At 60.2% G+C, this 21,183-nt stretch carries 16 protein-coding genes, 1 tRNA gene and 1 pseudogene; 15 read left to right on the top strand and 3 right to left on the bottom strand.

Going from position 1 to position 21,183, the window contains the following annotated elements; all coding sequences use genetic code 11:
* Positions 1 to 67: 67 nt before the first annotated feature.
* Positions 68 to 892, top strand: coding sequence for an alpha/beta hydrolase (locus QJT78_RS23195; protein ID WP_028151420.1), 825 nt, complete (start codon positions 68 to 70; stop codon positions 890 to 892).
* 223 nt (positions 893 to 1,115) lie between these two features.
* Here the strand turns inward: QJT78_RS23195 and QJT78_RS23190 are convergent, their stop codons facing one another.
* A complete protein-coding gene (locus QJT78_RS23190; protein ID WP_038943976.1) occupies positions 1,116 to 1,769 on the bottom strand; it encodes a TetR/AcrR family transcriptional regulator in 654 nt (217 codons plus the stop codon).
* A gap of 84 nt (positions 1,770 to 1,853) precedes the next feature.
* On the opposite strand from QJT78_RS23190, the pseudogene QJT78_RS23185 reads away from it, so the two are divergent.
* From QJT78_RS23185 to QJT78_RS23135, 11 genes and pseudogenes are all read left to right on the top strand, one after another.
* Positions 1,854 to 2,787, top strand: a pseudogene (locus QJT78_RS23185) (SDR family oxidoreductase).
* A gap of 26 nt (positions 2,788 to 2,813) precedes the next feature.
* Positions 2,814 to 3,473 carry an NAD(P)H-binding protein gene (locus tag QJT78_RS23180; protein WP_028151423.1) on the top strand — a complete coding sequence of 220 codons (660 nt, stop codon included), beginning with the start codon at positions 2,814 to 2,816 and terminating at the stop codon, positions 3,471 to 3,473.
* 81 nt (positions 3,474 to 3,554) lie between these two features.
* A complete protein-coding gene (locus QJT78_RS23175) occupies positions 3,555 to 4,004 on the top strand; it encodes a DUF2948 family protein (protein WP_028151424.1) in 450 nt (149 codons plus the stop codon).
* A 145-nt stretch (positions 4,005 to 4,149) separates the two neighbouring features.
* Positions 4,150 to 5,445, top strand: coding sequence for a histidinol dehydrogenase (gene hisD, locus QJT78_RS23170; protein ID WP_028151425.1), 1,296 nt, complete (start codon positions 4,150 to 4,152; stop codon positions 5,443 to 5,445).
* Positions 5,442 to 5,939 carry a UPF0262 family protein gene (locus QJT78_RS23165; protein WP_028151426.1) on the top strand — a complete coding sequence of 166 codons (498 nt, stop codon included), beginning with the start codon at positions 5,442 to 5,444 and terminating at the stop codon, positions 5,937 to 5,939. Before hisD ends, QJT78_RS23165 begins: the two co-directional genes overlap by 4 nt.
* A gap of 132 nt (positions 5,940 to 6,071) precedes the next feature.
* The gene (locus QJT78_RS23160) at positions 6,072 to 6,539 is read left to right on the top strand and encodes an arsenate reductase ArsC (RefSeq protein WP_028151427.1); all 468 of its coding nucleotides are present in this window, start codon (positions 6,072 to 6,074) and stop codon (positions 6,537 to 6,539) included.
* A 147-nt stretch (positions 6,540 to 6,686) separates the two neighbouring features.
* Entirely contained in the window at positions 6,687 to 7,316 is a 630-nt protein-coding gene (locus QJT78_RS23155) for a Maf-like protein (protein WP_028151428.1), read from the top strand.
* 144 nt (positions 7,317 to 7,460) lie between these two features.
* The gene (gene yacG / locus QJT78_RS23150; RefSeq protein WP_028151429.1) at positions 7,461 to 7,643 is read left to right on the top strand and encodes a DNA gyrase inhibitor YacG; all 183 of its coding nucleotides are present in this window, start codon (positions 7,461 to 7,463) and stop codon (positions 7,641 to 7,643) included.
* A gap of 185 nt (positions 7,644 to 7,828) precedes the next feature.
* Positions 7,829 to 7,904: transfer RNA gene (locus QJT78_RS23145), tRNA-Phe, on the top strand.
* Between the two features lie 181 nt (positions 7,905 to 8,085).
* Positions 8,086 to 9,315 carry an integrase arm-type DNA-binding domain-containing protein gene (locus QJT78_RS23140; protein WP_281460327.1) on the top strand — a complete coding sequence of 410 codons (1,230 nt, stop codon included), beginning with the start codon at positions 8,086 to 8,088 and terminating at the stop codon, positions 9,313 to 9,315.
* A 35-nt stretch (positions 9,316 to 9,350) separates the two neighbouring features.
* A complete protein-coding gene (locus QJT78_RS23135; protein WP_281460326.1) occupies positions 9,351 to 10,229 on the top strand; it encodes a hypothetical protein in 879 nt (292 codons plus the stop codon).
* Positions 10,230 to 10,822: 593 nt separating this feature from the next.
* Here QJT78_RS23135 and QJT78_RS23130 read toward each other — a convergent pair.
* Both QJT78_RS23130 and QJT78_RS23125 read right to left on the bottom strand, forming a co-directional pair.
* A complete protein-coding gene (locus tag QJT78_RS23130) occupies positions 10,823 to 11,590 on the bottom strand; it encodes an N-formylglutamate amidohydrolase (RefSeq protein WP_281460325.1) in 768 nt (255 codons plus the stop codon).
* Positions 11,591 to 11,602: 12 nt separating this feature from the next.
* Complete coding sequence (locus QJT78_RS23125) at positions 11,603 to 12,160, bottom strand: HD domain-containing protein (protein ID WP_281460324.1); 558 nt, start codon at positions 12,158 to 12,160, stop codon at positions 11,603 to 11,605.
* A gap of 347 nt (positions 12,161 to 12,507) precedes the next feature.
* Here QJT78_RS23125 and QJT78_RS23120 point away from each other — a divergent pair, with 347 nt between their 5' ends.
* The 3 genes from QJT78_RS23120 to QJT78_RS23110 are packed head-to-tail and all read left to right on the top strand — an operon-like array spanning position 12,508 to position 20,741.
* The gene (locus tag QJT78_RS23120) at positions 12,508 to 15,627 is read left to right on the top strand and encodes an SNF2-related protein (protein ID WP_281460323.1); all 3,120 of its coding nucleotides are present in this window, start codon (positions 12,508 to 12,510) and stop codon (positions 15,625 to 15,627) included.
* Between the two features lie 2 nt (positions 15,628 to 15,629).
* Entirely contained in the window at positions 15,630 to 17,084 is a 1,455-nt protein-coding gene (locus tag QJT78_RS23115) for a hypothetical protein (protein WP_281460322.1), read from the top strand.
* A gap of 24 nt (positions 17,085 to 17,108) precedes the next feature.
* On the top strand, positions 17,109 to 20,741 hold the full coding sequence (locus tag QJT78_RS23110; RefSeq protein WP_281460321.1) for an ATP-dependent RecD-like DNA helicase: 3,633 nt from the start codon (positions 17,109 to 17,111) through the stop codon (positions 20,739 to 20,741).
* Positions 20,742 to 21,183: the final 442 nt, after the last annotated feature.

The following is a 21,183-nucleotide window of genomic DNA, read 5'->3' as shown; positions in this document are numbered from 1 at the left end:
ACCATCTCCGGATTGCCGGCTCGCGTACTTGCGCGCCCCGGATTGATTTCCACTGAAGGAGCCATTCATGCCCACCATCACCACCAAGGACGGCGTCGAGATCTTTTTCAAGGATTGGGGCTCGGGCCAGCCGATCGTGTTCAGCCATGGCTGGCCGCTGTCGGCCGACGACTGGGACACGCAGATGATATTCTTCGCCAATCACGGCTACCGCGTCATCGCCCATGACCGCCGCGGCCACGGCCGCTCGTCTCAGGTCGCCGACGGCCACGACATGGATCACTATGCCGACGATCTCGCGGCGGTGACCGCACATCTCGACCTCAAGAACGCCATCCATGTCGGCCACTCCACCGGCGGCGGTGAAGTCGTGCACTACATCGCGCGTCACGGCGAGAGCCGGGTGGCGAAGGCCGCGATCCTCTCCGCGGTGCCGCCGCTGATGGTGCAGACGGCGGCCAATCCCGGCGGCCTTCCGAAGAGCGTGTTCGACGATCTCCAGAAGCAGCTCGCCGCCAGCCGCACCGGCTTCTACCGCGACCTCGCTTCCGGGCCTTTCTACGGCTACAACCGTCCCGGCGCAAAGCCGTCGGAAGCGGTGATCCAGAACTGGTGGCGCCAGGGCATGATGGGCGGCGCGAAGGCGCATTACGACGGCATCGTCGCGTTCTCGCAGACCGATTTCACCGAGGACCTGAAGAAGATCAGCGTGCCCGTGCTGGTGATGCACGGCGACGACGACCAGATCGTTCCCTACGCCGATTCCGGCCCGCTGTCGGCCAAGCTGCTGAAGAACGGCACGCTCAAGACCTACAAGGGCTTCCCGCACGGCATGCCGACCACGCACGCCGAAACCATCAACGCGGACCTGCTCGCGTTCTTCAAGGCGTGAGGGAGTTCTTCCTTCTCCCCTTGTGGGAGAAGGTGGCATCGGCGGCCTTCGACCACCGTTCTTAAGAACGCCGATGCTCTGCATCGGCTATGGCGCCGGATGAGGGGTCTGCTTCAACGAGTCGAACTGCAAGAGTTCACGCGCGGAGACGCCCCCTCACCCATCTCAATCGCGCGAAGTGCGATTGATCCACCCTCTCCCACAAGGGGAGAGGGGAAGAGCGTCACTTCAAAATCGCCCTGATCGCATCGAAGGTGCGCTTCACGAAGACCTCCGGTTTCTCCCGCCCATCTTCGCCGATCCAGCTCTCGCCGCCGACGCGCATCGCGCCGGTGGCGATCATGGCGACGAGCCGTGCCTTCAATCTGTCCGATTTGGTTTTGGCACGCTGCGAAAGCCCTTCGGCCAGTGCGCGCTCGAGCTTCTCGTATTTGAGCTGGTCGCGCGCCTGAAGCGCGGGATTATCGCGCTTGAGCCGCGACATCGCCGCCGCTTCCGCCGGGTCGATCCGCCTGACCGCCGCCGCGATCGCATTCTCCGCCGCCGTCAGCATGGTTTCGCCCGCTGGCCGCGCCACGACCTCTGCGACCAGCGCGCTTGCTGCGCCCTCCTGCCAGGCGGCGACTACGTCCTCTTTCGACGCGAAGTAGTGGAAGAAGCTGCGGCGTGACACGTCCGCCGCGGTCGCGATGTCGTCGATGGTCGTGGCCTCGAAGCCGCGCTCCAGGAACAGCGCCATCGCCGCGCGGGTCAGCCGCTCGCGGGTCTCTTGCAATTTCCGCTGGCGCAGGCCGGGGCCATCAGGGGATTTTGCTCCTGCCGGCAATGGCTTGGCGCCTGTCCTGACCGATTTCCCGCCGGGCTTCGAAGCCTTCAAATTATTTCACCTCTTGCAAACTTGCACTCAGTGCACATTTAGACCGGTCGCGGGCCTCATTCCAGCCCCGAACGGAGATACGGCATGACCGACTGGAGCACGGCAGACATCCCCTCCCTCAGCGGCAAGACCGCCGTCGTGACCGGGGCGACGGGCGGCCTCGGCTACGAGACGGCGATGGCGCTGGCGGGCGCCGGTGCCATTGTCATACTCACCGGGCGCAACGACGCAAAGGGCCTCCGGGCGATCGAAGGCATTTGCGAGCGGTTTCCCAACGCATTGATCGCCTACGAGCATCTCGATCTCGCCAGTCTCGCCTCCGTCGCCGATTTTACCAGGCGCTTTGCCGCCAGCAACGAGCAGCTCGATCTCCTGATCAACAACGCCGGCGTGATGGCGCTGCCGAAGCGGCAGCAGACGGAGGATGGTTTCGAGATGCAGCTCGGCACCAACTATCTCGGCCATTACGCGCTGACGGCACAGCTGTTGCCGCAGCTTCGCCGCGCGAAAGCGCCGCGCATCGTCAACCTATCGAGCCTCGCGCTCCGGCGCGATCAATTTCGACGATCTGCAAGGCAAGCGTTCCTATCGTCCCTGGCGCGCCTATTGCCAGTCCAAGCTGGCGATGCTGATGTTTTCGCTGGAGCTGCAGCGCCGCAGCCTCTCCGCCGGCTGGGGCCTGACGAGCCTTGCTGCCCATCCCGGCTACGCGCGGACCGATCTCATTCCGAACGGGCCAGGCGCCAACAGCTTCCAGTGGCGTGTGAGCCGTTGGCTCCAGCCTTTCATCAGCCACTCCGCAGCCGAGGGCGCGCTGCCCACGGTGTTCGCGGCGACCTCGCCGGCTGCAGAGCCCGGCGGCTAATACGGTCCGAACTGGTTCTACGAATTGAAGGGGTCACCCGCGCCGGCGAAGATCATGCCGCAGGCGAAGGATTTCGCCGCGACCGCCATGTTGTGGGATGTCTCGGCGACGTTGACCGGTGTATCTTTCGACGAGATGGCGGTCGCCGCATGAGCCGCGGGCCGGTTGGGGACGTCACGATGCAAGTCATCATCTTCGGCGCGACCGGCATGGTCGGGCAGGGCGTATTGCGCGAATGCCTGATCGACACCGGCATCGACCGCGTGCTCGTGGTCGGCCGCAGCCCGACCGGCGTCCGCAACGCCAAGCTCACCGAAATCACGCACGGCGATTTCACCGACTACTCGGCGATCGAAGCGCAGCTCACGGGTTTCGATGCCTGCTTCTTCTGCCTCGGCGTCTCCTCGATCGGCATGAGCGAGGATCGCTATCGCCATCTCACCTACGATCTCACGCTCGCGGCAGCGACGACGCTCGCGAAGCTCAATCCGCAGATGACGTTCGTCTACGTCACCGGCGCCGGCACCGATTCCACCGAGCAAGGATCGCGGATGTGGGCGCGGATCAAGGGCAAGACCGAAAACGATCTGCTCAAGCTGCCGTTCCGGGGCGCCTACATGTTCCGTCCAGGCGCGATCCAGCCCCTGCACGGCGCCCGCTCCAAGACTGCCTGGGTGCAGGCCGTGTATGCCGCAACCGGGCCGCTCTGGTCGGCGCTGCGCCGGATCTCGCCGCGGCTCGTCACCTCGACCGAGCAGATGGGCCGCGCCATGATTCGTGTCGCCCGGGAGGGGTATCCGCGGAAGGTGCTGGAGATGGAGGATATCAATAGCCTCTAGCCGGCTGGCCCGTTAGTTTCGCGGAAATTTCCGCGTCCGCGCGCGTTGAGCCCTATCGGACCCCGAGGAGAAATGCCGGCGATGTCTCCCCAGCTCAAACTGATCGCGCTCGACGCCGACGATCTCGCCGTGATCTCGACCCATGTGCAGGACGCCCGCGTTCAGGCCGCCGACATCATCTGGCGGCAAAGCGAGAAGCGGCTGGTGGTCGGGATGAGCCGGCTGGACTGGGAGCAGTCGCTGGACGGCGAGGCCGAACCCCGTCGGCTGGTCGCCGCGCTCCGCTTCGACCGCGTGCTCGCCTGCAAGTCGCGCAACATCGACCTCGGCGCGCCGGACGAGGTTCTGGACCTCGTCGGCATCGAGTTTCACCCCCAGGACGGCCGCGACGAGGAGCCCGGCGGCAGCGCGCTGCTGCTGTTCGCTCATGGCGGCGCCATCCGCCTCGACGTCGAATGTCTGGAATGCGAGTTAACCGATCTGGGGGCGGACGAGCTGGGGGCGGGACTGGGCCTCGAGGAGGAGGGGTGAGTTGGCCGGTATACCAGTCAAGCCAGGTCGGGACGCTGCCGGAACGGCATCTCCCGAGGGTTGACGCAGCTTCCCCGCCGCGCCATTGAGCAGGGGGTCGGGTGAGCCAATCCGCCCCAAAGACCAGCCGGAAGCCAAGCCAAAAATGCCCGTTCGTCTCGACCGCAGCAGCGCCGATTTTGACCAGCGATTCGCGGCCTTCCTCGCCGCCAAGCGCGAGGTCTCGGCCGACGTCGAGGCCGCCGTGCGCACCATCGTCGACGACGTCGCCAGGCGGGGCGATGCGGCCCTGCTCGAGGCCACGGCAAAGTTCGACCGGCTGAAGCTGGATGCATCCGGTCTTCGCGTCACCGCCGCCGAGATCGAGACGGCCGTGAAGGCCTGCGATGCCACGACGCTGGATGCGCTCAAGCTCGCGCGCGACCGCATCGAGACCTATCACCGCCGCCAGCTCCCGAAGGACGAGCGCTTCACCGATCCGCTCGGCGTCGAGCTCGGCTGGCGCTATACCGCGATCGAATCCGCGGGCCTCTATGTGCCCGGCGGCACCGCGGCCTATCCGTCCTCGGTGCTGATGAATGCGGTGCCCGCAAAAGTCGCCGGCGTTGCGCGCCTCGTCATGGTGGTGCCGTCGCCGGACGGCAAGCTCAACCCGCTGGTGCTGGCGGCCGCTTCGCTTGGCGGCGTCAGCGAGATCTACCGCGTCGGCGGCGCGCAGGCCGTGGCGGCGCTCGCGCACGGTACCGCCACGATCGCGCCGGTGGCCAAGATCGTCGGCCCCGGCAACGCCTATGTCGCCGCCGCAAAACGGCTGGTGTTCGGCAAGGTCGGCATCGATATGATCGCCGGCCCCTCCGAAGTGCTGGTGATTGCCGACGACACCGGCAATGCCGACTGGATCGCGGCTGATCTGCTGGCGCAGGCCGAGCATGATGCCAGCGCGCAATCGATCCTGATCACGGATTCCGCGCGGCTCGCCGCCGATGTCGAAAAGGCCGTCGAAGCGCAGCTGAAGACATTGCCGCGCACAGCAATTGCAAGCGCCTCCTGGGCCGATTTCGGCGCCATCATCATGGTCAAGAATCTTGCCGACGCCATTCCGCTCGCGGATGCGATCGCGGCCGAGCATCTCGAGATCATGACTGATGATCCCGACGCGCTTGCCGGAAAGATCCGCAACGCCGGCGCGGTGTTCCTCGGGGCGCATACGCCGGAGGCGATCGGTGACTATGTCGGCGGCTCCAACCACGTGCTGCCGACGGCGCGCTCGGCGCGGTTCTCCTCAGGCCTCGGAGTCGCCGACTTCATGAAGCGCACCTCGATCCTGAAATGCGGACCGGACCAGCTGCGTGCGCTCGGACCTGCCGCGATGACGCTCGGACAAGCGGAGGGGCTGGACGCTCATTCGCGCTCGATTGGATTGCGCCTCAATCTGTCATGACCCAGCCGCCCGAACAGGACGACTCGACCAATCGCATCGTCGCGGTCACCCTCGACGAGGACTCGATCGGCCGTTCCGGTCCCGACATCGAGCATGAACGCGCGATCGCGATCTACGATCTGATCGAGCAGAATTTGTTCGCGCCCGACGGCGCCGACGGGAAGGGGCCGTTCACGCTGCATATCGGCATCACCGGCAGCCGGTTGATGTTCGACATTCGCCGCGGGGACGGCACGCCCGTGGTCGCGCATCTGTTGTCGTTGACGCCGTTCCGGCGGATCGTGAAGGACTATTTCATGATCTGCGACAGCTACTATCAGGCGATCCGGACGGCGACCCCGGACAAGATCGAGGCCATCGACATGGGCCGCCGCGGCATCCATGATGAGGGATCGCGCACGCTCCAGGAGCGGCTGAAGGGCAAGGTGCGGGTCGACTTCGAGACCTCGCGCCGGCTGTTCACGCTCATCACCGTCCTGCACTGGAAGGGTTAGGCGCATGATCCCGAAAAGTGGACACCGGTTTTCGGACCAGATCATGCGCAAGACAAACGGCTCAATGGCCCGGAAAAATGTGCAGCGGTTTTCCGACAAGGCCATGCCCTCTTTCAAAAGAGGCTAGGCGCGATGGCGGCGCCGCCACGCGCACGCGATCCGCAATCGGTGCTGTTCGCCTGCGCGATGAACAGCGTGCGCTCGCCGATGGCCGAGAGCCTGCTGCGACACATGTTTCCGCAGGGCCTCTACGTGAAGTCGGCCGGCGCCAGGAAGGGCGAGCTCGATCCCTTCGTGGTCGCCGTGATGGACGAACTGGGGCAGGACATCTCCGCCCACAAGCCGCAGACCTTCGAGGAGCTGGAGGATTGGGAGGGGCTGAATTTCGACCTCATCATCACGCTCTCGCCCGAAGCGCACCACAAGGCGCTGGAGCTGACCCGCACGCTCGCCGCCGACGTCGAATACTGGCCGACGCAGGATCCCACCACCATCGAAGGCAGCCGCGACCAGAAGCTCGCCGCCTACCGCGAGGTCTGCGACCAGCTCCTGATGCGCATCCGCAGGCGTTTCGCGAAGGTCGGCGCGGCGAGCGGTTAGCCGTAACACCCGCGTCACAGACCGAGGGCACACGCATGTTGGACGCCTCGAATCAGTAAAGTCCGGGTTCCCGGGTTGTGAAATCAGCCCCCTTCCGATAGGTTCCGCGCGCAATTCACCCCCTGCTTCATCCCCAAAAATCACCTGATGCTCGGCCGCCCCAAATTCGTACTTGCCTCCGGTTCGCCGCGGCGCCTGTCGCTGCTCAACCAGGCCGGCATCGAGCCGGACGCGCTCCGGCCGGCCGACGTCGACGAGACGCCGAAGCGGGGCGAGCTGCCGCGCGCCTGCGCCAACCGTCTCGCAAGGGCCAAGGCCGATGCGGCGCTGAAATCGGTGCAGCTCGACGACGAGCTGCGCGGCGCCTTCATCCTCTCGGCCGACACGGTTGTGGCGGTCGGCCGCCGCATCCTGCCCAAGGCCAACCTCGTGGACGAGGCGGCGCAGTGCCTGCGGCTGCTGTCGGGCCGCAACCATCGCGTCTACACCGCGATCTGCCTGGTGACGCCGCGCGAGGCCTTCCGCCAGCGGCTGGTCGAGACCCGCGTCCGCTTCAAGCGCCTCTCCGAGGACGACATCCAGGCCTATATCGGCTCCGGTGAATGGCGCGGCAAAGCCGGCGGCTACGCCGTGCAGGGCATCGCAGGCTCGTTCGTGGTGAAGATGGTGGGGTCCTACAGCAACGTCGTCGGCCTGCCGCTGTACGAGACCACGACGCTGCTCGGCGGCGAGGGTTTTCCGATCCGCTTCGGCTGGCTCAACGCCACGGCCATCTAGCGCGCCGACAAAAATCTCGAAAACAACCCCATGCACAGTAGAATGGGCCGCCGGACCCGGCCCGCGACGCCTGCGCGTCCGCCCGAGGAACCGCTTTGCCGACAGGCTCTTGAACGCCTTCACCCCGAGTAAGCTGCCGACATCATGGACGACCACGTCAAAAAGCCCGCCGGCCCGCTCAAAACCTGCCCGATCTGCGGCAAGCCGCAGTCGGAAGCTACCCGCCCGTTCTGCTCCTCGCGCTGCCGCGACGTCGACCTGAACCGCTGGCTGAAAGGCTCCTACGTCATCCCCGGCCGCGACGACGAGGCCGACGGCGAAGAATAACTAAGTAATATCAGTTGGTTATTTCGGCGTCCGATTCGCCACGCGCCAACCGCAGCAAGCCCGCCCCACCTTGTGCACAGCCGGGCCGCGCCCGGCGAAGCCACTTGGCGAAGCCGGGTGGACATGCCGCTCCGAGCCCACTATAAACCGCCCGCTCGATGGGCCTTGGCCCCTCTTTGGAGCACGCCCAGGTAGCTCAGTTGGTAGAGCATGCGACTGAAAATCGCAGTGTCGGTGGTTCGATTCCGCCCCTGGGCACCACACCGGTGTTCGCATCTGTTCGCAGGCGTCCGCTGACGACTTTTCCAAAAACAATTTCAAAGACTTAAATCCACAGGCGCGCGGGTACGTCCGGTTCCGTTCGTTGGCAGCCGCTGGCACGGCTGGTATCTTTGCTGGCACCGAATCCGCTTTTGTTCGGTCATGCCAGCACGAGGACGCCATGCTGAACGACACGAAAGTCCGCAGCGCCAAGCCGGGTGAGCGCGACTACAAGCTCACCGATTTCGACGGGCTCTACCTACTGGTCTGCAAAAACGGCAGCCGGCTGTGGCGCTTCGCCTATCGCTTCGAGGGCAAGCAGAAGCAGATCGCGCTCGGGGCCTATCCGCACGTGACGCTGGCCGAGGCCCGCGAGCGCCGCGAGGCGTCCCGCAAGCTGCTCGCCAACGGCAAGGACCCGAGCCTCGAGCGGCGATTGGAGAAGATCGCCAAGGCCGCCGGCGGCAACAGTTTTCGCGAGGTCGCGGAAGAATTTTTGGAGAAGCAGCGACGGGAGGAGCGCTCGGAGGCGACGCTGAAAAAGAACCGCTGGCTGCTCGAACCGGCCTATGCCGCCTTCGGCGATCGCCCGGTCGGCGAGGTCACCGCGCCCGAGCTGCTGCATGCCTTGCGGAAATTTGAAGAGCGCGGGCGGTACGAAAGCGCCCGTCGGCTGCGCGCGGTCGCCGGCATGGTTTTTCGCTATGCGATCGCGACGGGACGGGCCACGCGCGACATTGCGGTCGACCTGCGCGGGGCACTCACGACCCCGAAGGTGAATCACCGCGCCGCCATCACCGATCCGACCGAGCTTGGCGCGCTGCTGCGGGCGATCGAAGATTATAGCGGTCAGCCGACCACCCGGCTTGCGCTAAAACTCTCGGCGCTGCTGTTCGTCCGGCCCGGCGAACTGCGGCTGGCGCGCTGGAAGGAGATCGATTTCGACAAGGCCATCTGGGTCGTGCCGGCCGCGACCATGAAGATGAAGCGACCGCATCGCGTGCCGCTGGCGCGCCAGGCGATCGTCATCCTGCGCGAGTTGCACGGCCTGACCGGGCAGGGCGAGTTTGTGTTCCCGGCGGTGGACTCGGTCCGCCGCTGCATGAGCAACAACACCCTGAATGCTGCGCTGCGCCGGCTCGGCTATTCGAAGGAAGAAGTCAGCGTCTCGGGTTTCCGGGCGACCGCCTCGACGTTGCTCAACGAGATGGGGCGGTGGAATCCGGATGCGATCGAAAGGCAACTGGCGCACATGGAAGAGAATGACGTCCGCCGCGCCTACATGCACGCCGCGGAGTTCTGGAGTGAGCGGGTCGAGATGATGCAGGTGTGGGCGGACTACCTCGATCAGCTTCGGCATGGATCGTCGGTGGATCAAGGCGTCCGGCCGTTTGCGCGGGCCCAAAGCTGAGCTAGGTTTCCGAGGCAAGCTGAAGGGGCGGGGACTTGCATCAAGCCAAACAATGGGAAGACGAACTCGCGATGATCGAGTTCGAGAGCAGCCGACTGCTCGATGATCAGTCCGTGAAGCTGATGGCAGCTTTGCGTGCCCGGAATCTGCTCACGGAGGAGGAGTGGGCTAAGGTCAAAGGTTTTCTTAAGCAAGCGCTTGACTACTTGACCGCGTCAAAGGGCCAGAACCCACCTGAATATGAAGATCCGCGGAGCGCCGATTGGATCAGAATCGTTGGCGTCTACCAGCGAACCGGCATTGCTCTGCCGGACTGGGCAGCACTTTGGATATGGTGGTTACGCAGCAACGAAACCAAGACATTCTGGCGTACGGTTGGTCGCATTGCGCAGGAGATCGGATTTCCACCGCTGCCCGCGGATGCTGATGACAAAGAACCGAAGCCTGCTCCCTCAGTCGTCATTCTTCACAAACTGCGGGAAGGAGAGCCGCCGCTCGGAGAATTGTCCTCGTCGGAGGAACGGTGGTTGAGAACGGCGTTCGCTTATCTGAGGCGAATCGATTACTGGCGCCGCAAAAACGGTTTGGACGCGCATTGCATTTTTGAATTTGGGCGCCTCTATTTCCAATGTCTTGCGCCCCCCTATGGTCGATATCTGCGCTGCGAGGCTGTTTCGGAGAACTATGTTCCGGAACTCGCATCGATTCTGACCGCTGAGAGGCGTGAAAAACTGACCAGCGAGTTTGGGTTTTCAGCGCCTGGGGCGTCGAAGAATTTTTCTCGAAAAATCCAGATCGAAGGCCAAAGGGAGCTCGCCTTCGTTGCGCGGTTGGCATTTCGGGTGTTGCGAGACGCCTATGGAGTCGGTGATTTCGAGGCTGCGAAGTTCAAGATAGATCCAGCGGGAGCTTGAGGCCATTGTAAAACAGTGCTTCCTCAAAGTAGGTGATGCGACCGTCCATGTGGCTGACTTCGAGTCCGGCCGCAGACGCTATTGAAAAGGTGCAGCACGTTATGACGCAGAAGTCGGGATCAAACGGGGTCACGCCGAATTCCGCGGCCCCCAAAAGCAAGACGGAACGGATGGCGAGCAGCGAGACGACGCGCGAAATCTATCTGAAGGAATTATCCGCCAATCCAAAGTGGCGGGACACGACAAAGTCTGGAAGTGGGTTCGTGATCGGTGGGGGCAAGGCGTCCACGCCGGAGTCCCGTGATTAGATTAAGCTTGGCGACCCCCCGAGCTACTTGACAAGCACAACGATCGGACCGCTTCAGCCGACGCGCTTATCAACTCGATGCCGGGCGCTGCGACGACCGCGGTCGCGGTGGCCGATAGCAGGATGAAGGATGTCCCGCAGACCAACAGGTCGGCCTTCCAAAGCGGTCATTAACGCCGATGGGCAAGTAAGCCGCCGGGCGTGAGGCGCCGCACCAGTAGATGCATTCCGGGCTGTTCTTGCTGGAAGCCGTGAGGCTAAGTAGCACGGATCGGCGTTGCCTTCGTTAGTGCGGATAGCGACCCGCTACCGCCAGCATCTCCGAAACGGCCTGCCTGACTTCACTGAAGCCCGGCAGTCGCTCACCAGTTGCTTCATCCATGTAGAGCCGTCGATTAACCTCGATCATAATGGCTTGGACACTTAGCTCTCGATGATGTTGTTTTGCAGGCACCAGGGCGCCGGCGAAGGGACGGTCGACGAGGACTGAAAATCCTCTGGCAGATACCGCGGCCACCAGCTCATCGCGCAGTTGCGCGGGCGTATGCCAGCTGTCAGTCCCTATGCAGATGTCCGGCCGGCCTGGGTCCTGGTCGGGTTCATGGGGCAGAGGTCGCGACGAGAAGCTGTGGCAATCGACGATGATGCAGCTCCCCTGGTCGGCAACTAGCTGATCCACCGCGTCTGTGAGCCTCTGATGATGGGGCCGGTACCAGGTGTCGATAAGCCGAGCCCGCTCGGCCACCGTCAGATGCTCGCGCAGGGGCTGTCCGTCGGTTGTCTTTACATGGACGGCGCCCATGCCCCGCAACGCCATCGGTTCGTCGGCGTCGTCAGGAAATCGCTCGACGTCGCAGACCAGGCGGCTGACGGGAAAGACCACCCGCGCAGATTCGAGCGGTGTGGGTGCGAAGAGCTCGTCTGTGAATGCATCGGTCATGCGAAGCAACTCCAGCCCCAACGTTTGGTCGTCCGGAGCAAGTTGCGCTCTTTCTTTAGGCGGAACGAGCCGGGAGCTATGGGGAATGTGAAGAAGGAGATTTGGCGATGGCATACCCCGCGATCCTCAGGTCCGCGATTTTGGAACAGCCAACGACCGTTCAGCATCCTCGACGGCGCGATCGAACTGCTCTTCAAGCCACGGAGAGGCGCCGCGCAAGCCCTGAACGACCTTTTTGGCCCAGTCGATATATTCGAGCCGACGTCTAACGGACCAGTCGGGAGAGGGGGCAAAGGCAATCGCTCGGACGTTACTCGTTTTGTCTGCGAGCTTGATGAGTTTCGCGGCGTCAGTTTTTTTCGGCGCATGCTCGACCTGAAGCCGCTTGCGCTCGGCCTTGTCCAGCGACTTGTCGTCCGTCACTTCCGCAATGAGCGCAGCAACCCTGGTGCCGAACTCCCTTGCAATGAGATCGGAGGGAACTTCCTGGTCCTCTATGGCATCATGCAAGAGAGCCGCAACGACTAGTTCGGGATCTTGACCCTGAGTTGCGTCCGCGACGAGGCTGGCTACTTCGAGAAGGTGGTTAACGTAGGGTTCTTGGGCGGCGCCTTTTCGGCGCTGATGAACGTGCCACCGCGCCGCGGCGTTCGCAGCCCTCAGAACGGCAATCCATTCCTTCATGATTGTCCTTTGAACCCCAATTAGACCGCTAGTCTTCTAATAGATTACCCTTTTGGCGCGTTGGCCTGCATCTAGCAGCGTGTCAATCAGCCCTATCCCAAAAACAACAATGCATCAGGAGAAACGTTGGCCAAGGATAACAAACCTTTTTGTGAAGCCATCGAGATCGACTGGGATCTAGATGACTCCGTGCCGCCGCTCCGTAGTTCTACGGATTGGATGGGGCGGCGCGAAGGCGGATCGGGTCTTTCTTCTCCGACTTTATTCTAGCTACATCCACTCGCAATTTCGTTGGATTCAATCCTAAGTCGTGACAGGATGTCACCAAGGGCGCCGGGCTTTCATGAATGAATTCACTCAGTTCTGGTCAGATTGAAGACCAAGTTGATTTTTCGACTCCGGGAATTTTAGTTCGATCAATTTTTGATCCTGCGAAAACCGGCCGAACGACTGGCGAGACTATGAGTTTCGCCGGCCGGCGCTACGCGCGGTTGCGGCTGAAAAGCGGCGAGATTAGCCAGGTTCCGTGCGAACAGCTCGAGCGTGTTCCGGAGGTGGAAACCCGTCTGGACGCGGTGGCCGCACTTCGGCTTTCGGGTCCGGAGCACCTGCACCGAGCCATACTCACCGAGAAAGTAAAGGGCCGACTTACCGACGTGTTCTACTCCATGGGCACGGGAGATGCGGAATTTTACCCGCATCAGTTCAAGCCCGTACTCAAGCTGGTCTCTTCGACCAGCGGGCGTATCCTCATCGCCGACGAGGTCGGTCTGGGAAAGACCATCGAGGCGATCTACGTCTGGAAAGAACTCCAAGCCCGGTTCGGCTCTCGGCGGCTGCTCGTAGTCTGCCCTTCGATGCTGCAGCAGAAGTGGCAAAACGAGCTGCGCAATCGTTTTTCGATTGATGCGAATATCGTTGATGCCAATGAACTGCTTCAGCAGCTGGAGAGAGTAACGGAAGACGCCACCACCTCTTTCGTTTCGATCGGTAGCATTGAATCACTTCGCGCACGAAGGCCTCGACCAGAAGACACAGAACGTCCGGTGGGGCCTCGGCAGCGGCTTGCGGCATTTTTGGCCGAACGTGAATCATCAGATGAGACGGAACTCATCGATCTCGTAATTATCGATGAAGCTCACTACCTGCGCAATCCCGCCACTGCCGCGAATTACCTCGCCACTCTGCTGGCGAGTGCTTCGTCGCACCTGGTTCTGCTCACTGCGACTCCAATTCAAATCGGTAGCGAAAACCTGTTTCAACTATTGACGCTGCTCGACGCCGATCGTTACGCCAATCTGGACGTCTTCAATGCGATGAGGCGTGCAAATGCACCGATTACGGAGGCTCTCAACGCCGTGATGCGAATGCCCGCCGATCCGGTTCGCTTCCAGAATGCGGTGCAGGAGGCTTTAACAAGCCCATTCTTCAGCCAGGACCAAGCGCTGAGACAGCTTGCGTCCGAAACAACCGATCTGCGGCAACCGAGCGATCGTACGCGAGTGGCAAGGGTTCTCGAGGGGCGCTCGTTGCTTAATGATGTGCTCACGCGAACACGGAAGCGAGACGTCATCCAGAACCGCGTCATTCGCAATGCCTCGGTTGTCCGAATAGCCCTTTCTCCTGCTGAGCGTCAGGTCTATGAGACCATAAAAGACTCGCTGCGGGCCCAGGCATTGCATTCCGCCAGTGCACAAACGTTGATGATTATCGGGCGGCTCAGACAGTTAGCTAGCTCGATACCGGCCGCGATAATTGGCTGGAACGAAAACGACACTCTTTCAGAGCTGCTCTGGGAGGATCTGGGAATAGTCTCGGACGAAGAGAGCCAAACTGATTTATCCCTTGGAAGAGCAGTGCCCGAAGCCAGTGCCTCATTGGAGCGAGAGGACACCAAATACAAGGAGCTGCTCAAGCTCGTCAAACAGCGCGTCGCTCAGGACGCCCGTGAAAAAATCATCATCTTCAGTTTCTATCGAGGTACAATCAAGTATCTAGAACGCCGGTTACGGGCAGATCAGCTCAGTTGCGCGGTTATTATGGGTGGGATGGGGCCCGAAAAGGATGCCGAATTAAAAAGATTCGCTGATGCCAACGGCCCCTCCATTTTGATTTCTTCCGAGGTTGGCAGCGAAGGTATCGATCTTCAGTTCGCGCGGGTGCTGATCAACTACGACCTGCCGTGGAATCCGATGAAGGTTGAGCAGCGCATCGGCCGCATCGATCGACTCGGGCAGGCGTCGGATCGCATACATGTCATTAGCTTCGTCGCTAAAGACACGATCGAGGAAATTATTCTGGATCGGCTGTTTCAACGGTTAGACATATTCCGCGAGTCGATCGGTGATCTCGAGGAGGTATTCGGCGAAACGTTCGATGAGCTCCTCCTGGAGTACCTCCGAGACGGAATGAGTGACGAGGATCTCGCGAAGCGCCTGGAGCAGAATGCAATAGCGGCCGAAGCTCATCGTCTCGATATTGCGCGGTTGGAAGAAGATGCTCCGGAGCTCGTCGGACATACTGGCTTTATTCTGTCCAATATACAGGAGAGCCGAGACGAGGGTCGCTGGATCAGTCCAAGTGACATTGTTGAGTTTATCACCGACATACTTGACGAGTTTTTCGTCGGCTCGCGGGTAGAACGACACCCCACGAAACATGATCTGTTTGATATTTCCTTGAGCATAGACGCTCGCGCCTCGCTGGCGGCATTTATCGAAAGTACCCGACCAGCACGTGCCACCCGGCTCCACGCTCCTGGCCAGAGCGTTGCTGTTGTCTTCGATATTGCGCATCAGGTCGATCGGCGGCCAAAGCCGGAGCTGATCGATCTCACGCATCCCCTGGTTTTGTGGTTGCGGTCCGAAATCGACCGTCGCGATGCTAAGTCGGCTCCGGCAGTTGCCATCGAGCTACCCGAACAAAGCACCGATGCGTCTGCCGGATTGTACGTCTTTGCGGCCGATTTTTGGAGATTTGAAGGTCTCCATCGTCAAGTGGTCATTCGAAATGCTGTGATTGCAACGCATGACCTAAGCTTGCTTGAACAGGATGCAGCCGAGCGATTGATTCTGAACGCTGCTCGGTTCGGGAAAAAGGTCGACATGTTCCCCTACGCGGAGATGGTAGACGCGCTGCGAGAAAGCCTTGCGCATTGCGAGCAGTCATTGCTGAAGCAGTTTAGTGCTGATGCCCATTTCTTTCAGCTTGAGAACGAGCAGCGCGTGCGGCAGGCCGAGTTAATCGCAGAGGAGCGCGCAAAGAAGAAGCTCAAGATGCTAAAGGAGCGGCTGCACAGCCAACGAACCTCAACCGATGAACGCCGTCGTCGCGCAGCTCAGCTGACTGACGGTCAGATCAAGCGCCTGATTGCTGACCGTGACCAGCGGTTGGCTCGGATCGCGCTGGCCCGGAATGCCGAGACAGCCAGTCGGCCTGTATCGGGCGGCATCATTCTTGTTCGATAGTTATGTCTGACAATTGGCAAGAAACGCTGCGCAAGCTGCATGAGCAGCTGCTGAAGGACAAGGGCAGCAACAGCGCGGCTCTAAGCGCGAAGGATAAGGCCAAGGCGGCGACTCCCTCTGTGGGCTCGCGACCAGCTGCTACGGCGCAGATGCGCGCTGTGGAAGCGGTGCTCGGGATAGATTTTGGAACAAGGTTTACGAAGGTCGCACTGTCGTTGCCGCATATTGATCGACGTATCTTGCTAACGGTGCAGGGTGCCGAGCGCGTCGTGCCGTCTCGATTGATTTTGGGCGACGATGATCGTCTCTACTCAATAACCTGCGGATCTCAAGCAAAACCGAAAGTGCCAATTGAATACCTTAAGAACAGGCTGGCCGATCCACATGCGGGTGCGTTCGGGGGATACGTCGCGGTAGGCAAGTATCAGCTCAACCAAATCATCAGGCCAGCGTGCGCATTTTACTTGGCTGATATCCTCCGCAGAGCAGAGGCTGCCGCGCGCGCTGCGTTCCCCGCCGAGTTATCAAGCGCCAGATCGGTGAACTGGTCTGCCAACGTTGGCGTGCCAACCAAGCATTTTGATAGCGAGATGCTTGGGATCTTTCGAGAAGTCGCGGCTGTGGCGTGGGTTTGGCGGACTAAGCCGGCAGGCTCTATATCTCCGGCGGATCTTGCCGCCGATTACGAAAAGGCCGCTGCTTCGATCAACCCGAAAGAGATGCCCATCCAAGTGGCGCCTGAATTGACGGCGGCGCTGGTCCATTTTGCCGAACATCGCAATACCCCCGCGGGTGCATATTCCTTCTTTGATATCGGAGGCGGCACCCTGGATGGTTCTGTTTTTCGGCTGAGGCGAGACAACGACGGGTCGTCCTTCGACATTCTAGCAGCCAATGTCGAAGAGCTCGGGACCATGGCGATCACTCGCAATCTCGTCGCCCATGCCTACAAGTCGATGGCAACTCTTGTTGAACATCCGATCATTCTGGGAGGTGTGTCTCCACAGATCAGCATTGCGATCCCGAGACAGATTGAGGAGCGGATCCAAACATTTTTCTCAACGGTGATTGTTGGCGCCGTGCAGAGGGGGCTGTTTCCACCAAGCGCGCAACCCAGTCGCCGTGGACTTAATGAGGCTCCTAAACCTACTCTGCCCGTTTTTGTCGGTGGCGGGGGATGCCGATCTGAATGGTATCAACGGTTGTTTGTTCGGACCTGTGAAGAGTACAGCCACTCATCACAGTGGGGTATTGCAGGTTACGATGTGAAGATCGTACCGCCACCCGCGGGCATCGTTAATGATGACTATCCGCGCTTCGTGATTGCGCTTGGATTGACCAGCCCAAATCTTCATTTCAATCAGTATCGACTGCCCAGCAGGTACTCGCCCGTTCCAAATCTACCGGATCGAAAACTGTCAGTTCCCGCTTATGGGGACACCAAGGATTTGACCTAACGGCTGAACCGAATAGAGGGCTCTATGCCGACGCACATAACAGCGCGCCTAGCGTGGCACGATGACGGTTGGAATGGCTCGATTTGTCGCCAACCAGAAAAAAACACCTATTGTGTTGGGTGCAAATCATTCCCCGGCGATGTCATCGCGCGCGGTCGAAATCTGGATCGCGAGCTAAAACTTGCAGGGCGTACTCCGGATGCTTTCGAAGGCTATGTTCCGCCGTGCTGCTACAGTTACAACGCCTTTGGCCTGAAGGCGGCGCCCGCTGCATCCGATCCCCCGGACTTTTTCTACGGTGGCGCCTCCAGGCACGAATGGGAACTCCCGCCAGCGACTGTGAGCGTATGGCCATACGAGGCAATGTACGCGGAAGAGGTGAAAGCTAAGGGGTTCCTCGACAATGACCATCGTCGTGCCCTCACGCTCGAATTCTTTAAGCCCATACAGGAAGACTGCCGGAAGAACCTGATCTTCTATTACGCCAACTATTCCAATCCGTTATCGGACGAGGAGACGCCTCGCTATGCGCTGATCGGTGTTTCTCGAATTTCCAAGATTGGCGGTGAACTGAACTACGAGAACGTTTCGGAGAAGACAGCCCAGAAATACGCTGGCGGCATGATTTGGGCACGAGATATTTCTTCGGCCTATCCCGACGAAGGGCTGCGTCTTCCCTATCATCGGTATCGCAATGATCCTGAGAGATTGGCGCAGATCGCACTGTTTCCGGAGAATCCCTTTCTTTGCAAGTTCGGCTCGAAGCACGTCAGTGATGACGAAGCCATCGGTCTACTCGAACAATTCCTCGACAAAGTTCGGTTCTTGAAAGAGCTCGGAGATGATAGCGAGAATTGGACGGTTCGCGAGACCTGGCTTCTTAAGGTAATTGCAGAACTATGGACGCATCGTGGTCTCTACCCCGGGCTTCTCACAGCACTCGATGTGGCTGGGGCGCATTCCCTTATAGAAGGCGTTAAATCCATCTGCGCGCGTGGGGAACATCAAAAAGCTCATAAGGCAGCATTTGAGGTTCTCGACACGGGCCGAGACAACGTATTGACAAAAGCGCTGGGTCCCGAGGCGATAAAGAAAATCGCGCGGAACTGGAAGCTTCGGGATGAAGGCTCCCGTACGCTTCTGCGCGATGTATTGCCTCGCCTGGCCCTCGATGCTGAAACGATGGAGGCAATTGCTTCAAAAGATCGGTCAGTTTGCGGCCTCCCAGTCTCCGCAGAGGAAATCTCTGCTAATCCTTATGTGATTGCGGAAATGTATTGTGGTGTTGACGCAAGCGATAGGATCCCTTGGAGTGCCATCGATCGCGGTGTGTTGCCGTCCCCCGATCTCGGCGGAAAGCCTCTGGCAGACATCGATTGCAACGATGAGCGGCGGTTTAGGGCACTTTGCGTCGAGCACTTGCGACGTGAGCCAAAGCACACGTTTCGCTTCGCCCGCGAGCTTCTTATCGAAATCGCTGAGCGAATGGATCGCCTTCCCGCATGGAAACAGGCCGAATTCACCGAACGCTATTTCGAGGTCGACGCCGATTTCCTCTCGACCGCATTGACGCTCCGACCCCTTGAACCGGGATTAGCTATTTATCTAAAATCGGTGTTCGAGGATGAGAGGTTGGTCGAAGCCACCCTCCGCGACTTGGTGTCGAGGCCGGACATCGATTTGCGTCGCCCTATCACCGACTCTGATTGGTCATCATGGGTATATAAGCCTGACAGTCTGCTAGCTCTTAAAGCTTCCTCTGAATACCGCGAAGCCACCGCTGAGCAAGCCGAGGTCTGTAGCCGCCTGTTTCGTCGCCCGATGTCCGTCGTTACGGGGCCTGCCGGAACGGGCAAAACGACAGTCATCGAAGCCTTGATCCGTGCGGTCCGACGATCGGAGGGGGATGGTGCGTCGGTCCTTGTGCTGGCTCCTACCGGAAAGGCTGCTGACCGCGCGCGTGAGGTATTTGAACAGTCCTCATTGCAGCGGGTTGAGACGGTCACCGTTCATTCGTTCCTTGCCTCGAACGGTTGGCTGGAGGACAATCTTACTTTCAAGCTCCGCGGTGGAAAACGAGCCGAAGTCGGCACGCTCGTGCTTGACGAAGCTTCGATGTTGGACCTGGAGCTTGCTGCCGCGTTGTTTCGTGCGATCAATTGGCAGCATATCCGTCGGCTCATTCTCGTAGGAGACGCCGGACAGCTGCCGCCCATCGGGCGGGGACGGGTATTCGCCGATGTAATCGCCTGGTTGCGCGCCGAGTATCCGGACAGCCAGGGGCGGCTTGAGCGTAACCTCCGGCAACTGCGCAACAAAGCGGAAGGCCAAGGAACAACCATCGTTGCTCTGTCCGAATTGTTCATTATCGACGATGAGAATAAGGCGAGTGGCGGCAACGATGCATCAACCCGGTCTGACCAGGAGGAGTTGATCTCACGTATTCATGCCGGCGGCCAGGTCGACCGAGACCTTGATGTAATTTACTGGGATGCTCCAGAAAAGCTAGCCGAGACCTTGATTGATGCGCTCGAAGTCAGAATGAAGAGCGAAGTTTCAGTGGATGGTGAACCTTTCCGGCTATGGCGGGCGGCACTGAAAGACGATCCCACAGCATTTCAGATTTTGACGCCGCATCGGGGCGAAATGCATGGCGTCGAAGCTCTCAACGAAGCATGCCAAAAACGTATCGCGGGGAATTTGATCGAACGGGTTGGAGCGGTCGATGGTATCACGCTCTTCGATAAGGTTATCCAGACCCGCAACCGGCCGAAGTCGAACATGATTTGGGCCTACGAAGCAGCCAAGCGCGCCCAGTTGAAAGTGGAAGTATACAACGGCGAAATCGGCACTGTGGGCACCATGGGGCTCGACGCTAAGGTGTGGAATACACTGAAGACCGGCTTCGGTCCTCGGCTTAAGCGATTTGCGGTCCAGTTTACCCGCAAGCCGGGCATTACGGTGGGGTATGGGCGTAAGGTACCAACAGGCGACAAGTACCCTCGCAACGAAAGCGTCGAACAAAACCTGGAGCTGGCCTACGCAGTATCCATCCATAAAGCCCAGGGAAGTGAGTTCGCTCACACGTTCGTAATCATACCGTCCAGTACAGCAAGACCTGTTTCTGCCGAATTGGTCTACACTGCGCTAACACGTGCGAGCCGGCACTGCACTCTACTCATCCAGCGCGACATTAACAGTCTGCTTGATGCCCGGCGTCGTGAAAACGCGCAAACTCCGCAGATTAATTCGTATCTGTTCGCGCTGCATGTGGCGAAAGAGGAGCTGACAAACCGGAGGGGATGGTATGAATCGGGCAAGATTCACGAAGCCTTGAGTGGAGACATGCTCCGTTCGAAATCGGAGGTCATTATTGCCAACTTGCTCCACGAACGCGAAATTCCTTTCCGCTACGAGCAGCCGCTTTTCGCTGGGGACGGAACTCTACGTTTGCCCGATTTTACGATCACCTGGCGAGGTCTAACTTACTATTGGGAGCACCTCGGCATGCTCGAAAAAAACCGATATGCCGAAGAATGGAAACGCAAGCGCGCTTGGTATGAGAAATGGTTTCCAGGCAAGCTGGTTACTACCGAGGAAGGCCCCCACCTCAGCAGGGCCGCGGCTGACACCATTGGAAAAATTTCAGCAGTCTAGTATTCGGGGGCTCCCCTTCTTCGTTGCCAAGCCGGCTGACAATAGCGGCTTTCGATCGCTCGTAGATTGCTTTTCCGCGAAGCGAGCGGTCGCGGCTGCAATACCCACTAAAGGCGTCGTGCGTTCTTTGCGAACGAACAGCCAGTGCTGCCGGCTATCGGCCCTGTGGTAAGTGCATGCAGAAGAAATACACGATTTAGACGTGGCAGCGCAAAAGTGAGGGCGTTACCTCATCCATCTCAGCATAACTAGCTCGGCCGGACGACCCTTCCGAACGTAGACGATTGCGTTTTGCCGGTATCTGCGGCCAATAGCAGAGGCTTCGGTGCACGAAATCCCAAACGCGAGAACGCTGGGTTCGGGGGGCCATTCTCCTGTTGTCCCTCGACCTTCTCCCTCTACAAACTCAACGCCACGGACGCTCAGATAACGCTTCAGACTA

The organism is Bradyrhizobium sp. Mp27 (genome assembly GCF_029953005.1).
Taxonomy (GTDB): Bacteria; Pseudomonadota; Alphaproteobacteria; order Rhizobiales; family Xanthobacteraceae; genus Bradyrhizobium; species Bradyrhizobium barranii.
The sequence above is the reverse complement of the archived record's forward strand: the minus strand, read 5'-3'. Positions and strand labels throughout refer to the sequence as shown.

What these genes read in the sequence shown, in the direction of transcription:
- yacG (WP_028151429.1), top strand. Translation starts at nt 7,461, where the DNA reads ATGGACGACCACGTCAAAAAGCCCGCCGGCCCGCTCAAAACCTGCCCG.
- QJT78_RS23140 (WP_281460327.1), top strand. Translation starts at nt 8,086, where the DNA reads ATGCTGAACGACACGAAAGTCCGCAGCGCCAAGCCGGGTGAGCGCGAC.
- QJT78_RS23130 (WP_281460325.1), bottom strand. Translation starts at nt 11,590, where the DNA reads ATGCCATCGCCAAATCTCCTTCTTCACATTCCCCATAGCTCCCGGCTC.
- QJT78_RS23160 (WP_028151427.1), top strand. Translation starts at nt 6,072, where the DNA reads ATGGCGGCGCCGCCACGCGCACGCGATCCGCAATCGGTGCTGTTCGCC.
- QJT78_RS23180 (WP_028151423.1), top strand. Translation starts at nt 2,814, where the DNA reads ATGCAAGTCATCATCTTCGGCGCGACCGGCATGGTCGGGCAGGGCGTA.
- QJT78_RS23125 (WP_281460324.1), bottom strand. Translation starts at nt 12,160, where the DNA reads ATGAAGGAATGGATTGCCGTTCTGAGGGCTGCGAACGCCGCGGCGCGG.
- QJT78_RS23155 (WP_028151428.1), top strand. Translation starts at nt 6,687, where the DNA reads ATGCTCGGCCGCCCCAAATTCGTACTTGCCTCCGGTTCGCCGCGGCGC.
- QJT78_RS23175 (WP_028151424.1), top strand. Translation starts at nt 3,555, where the DNA reads ATGTCTCCCCAGCTCAAACTGATCGCGCTCGACGCCGACGATCTCGCC.
- QJT78_RS23110 (WP_281460321.1), top strand. Translation starts at nt 17,109, where the DNA reads ATGCCGACGCACATAACAGCGCGCCTAGCGTGGCACGATGACGGTTGG.
- QJT78_RS23165 (WP_028151426.1), top strand. Translation starts at nt 5,442, where the DNA reads ATGACCCAGCCGCCCGAACAGGACGACTCGACCAATCGCATCGTCGCG.
- QJT78_RS23195 (WP_028151420.1), top strand. Translation starts at nt 68, where the DNA reads ATGCCCACCATCACCACCAAGGACGGCGTCGAGATCTTTTTCAAGGAT.
- hisD (WP_028151425.1), top strand. Translation starts at nt 4,150, where the DNA reads ATGCCCGTTCGTCTCGACCGCAGCAGCGCCGATTTTGACCAGCGATTC.
- QJT78_RS23120 (WP_281460323.1), top strand. Translation starts at nt 12,508, where the DNA reads ATGAATTCACTCAGTTCTGGTCAGATTGAAGACCAAGTTGATTTTTCG.
- QJT78_RS23115 (WP_281460322.1), top strand. Translation starts at nt 15,630, where the DNA reads ATGTCTGACAATTGGCAAGAAACGCTGCGCAAGCTGCATGAGCAGCTG.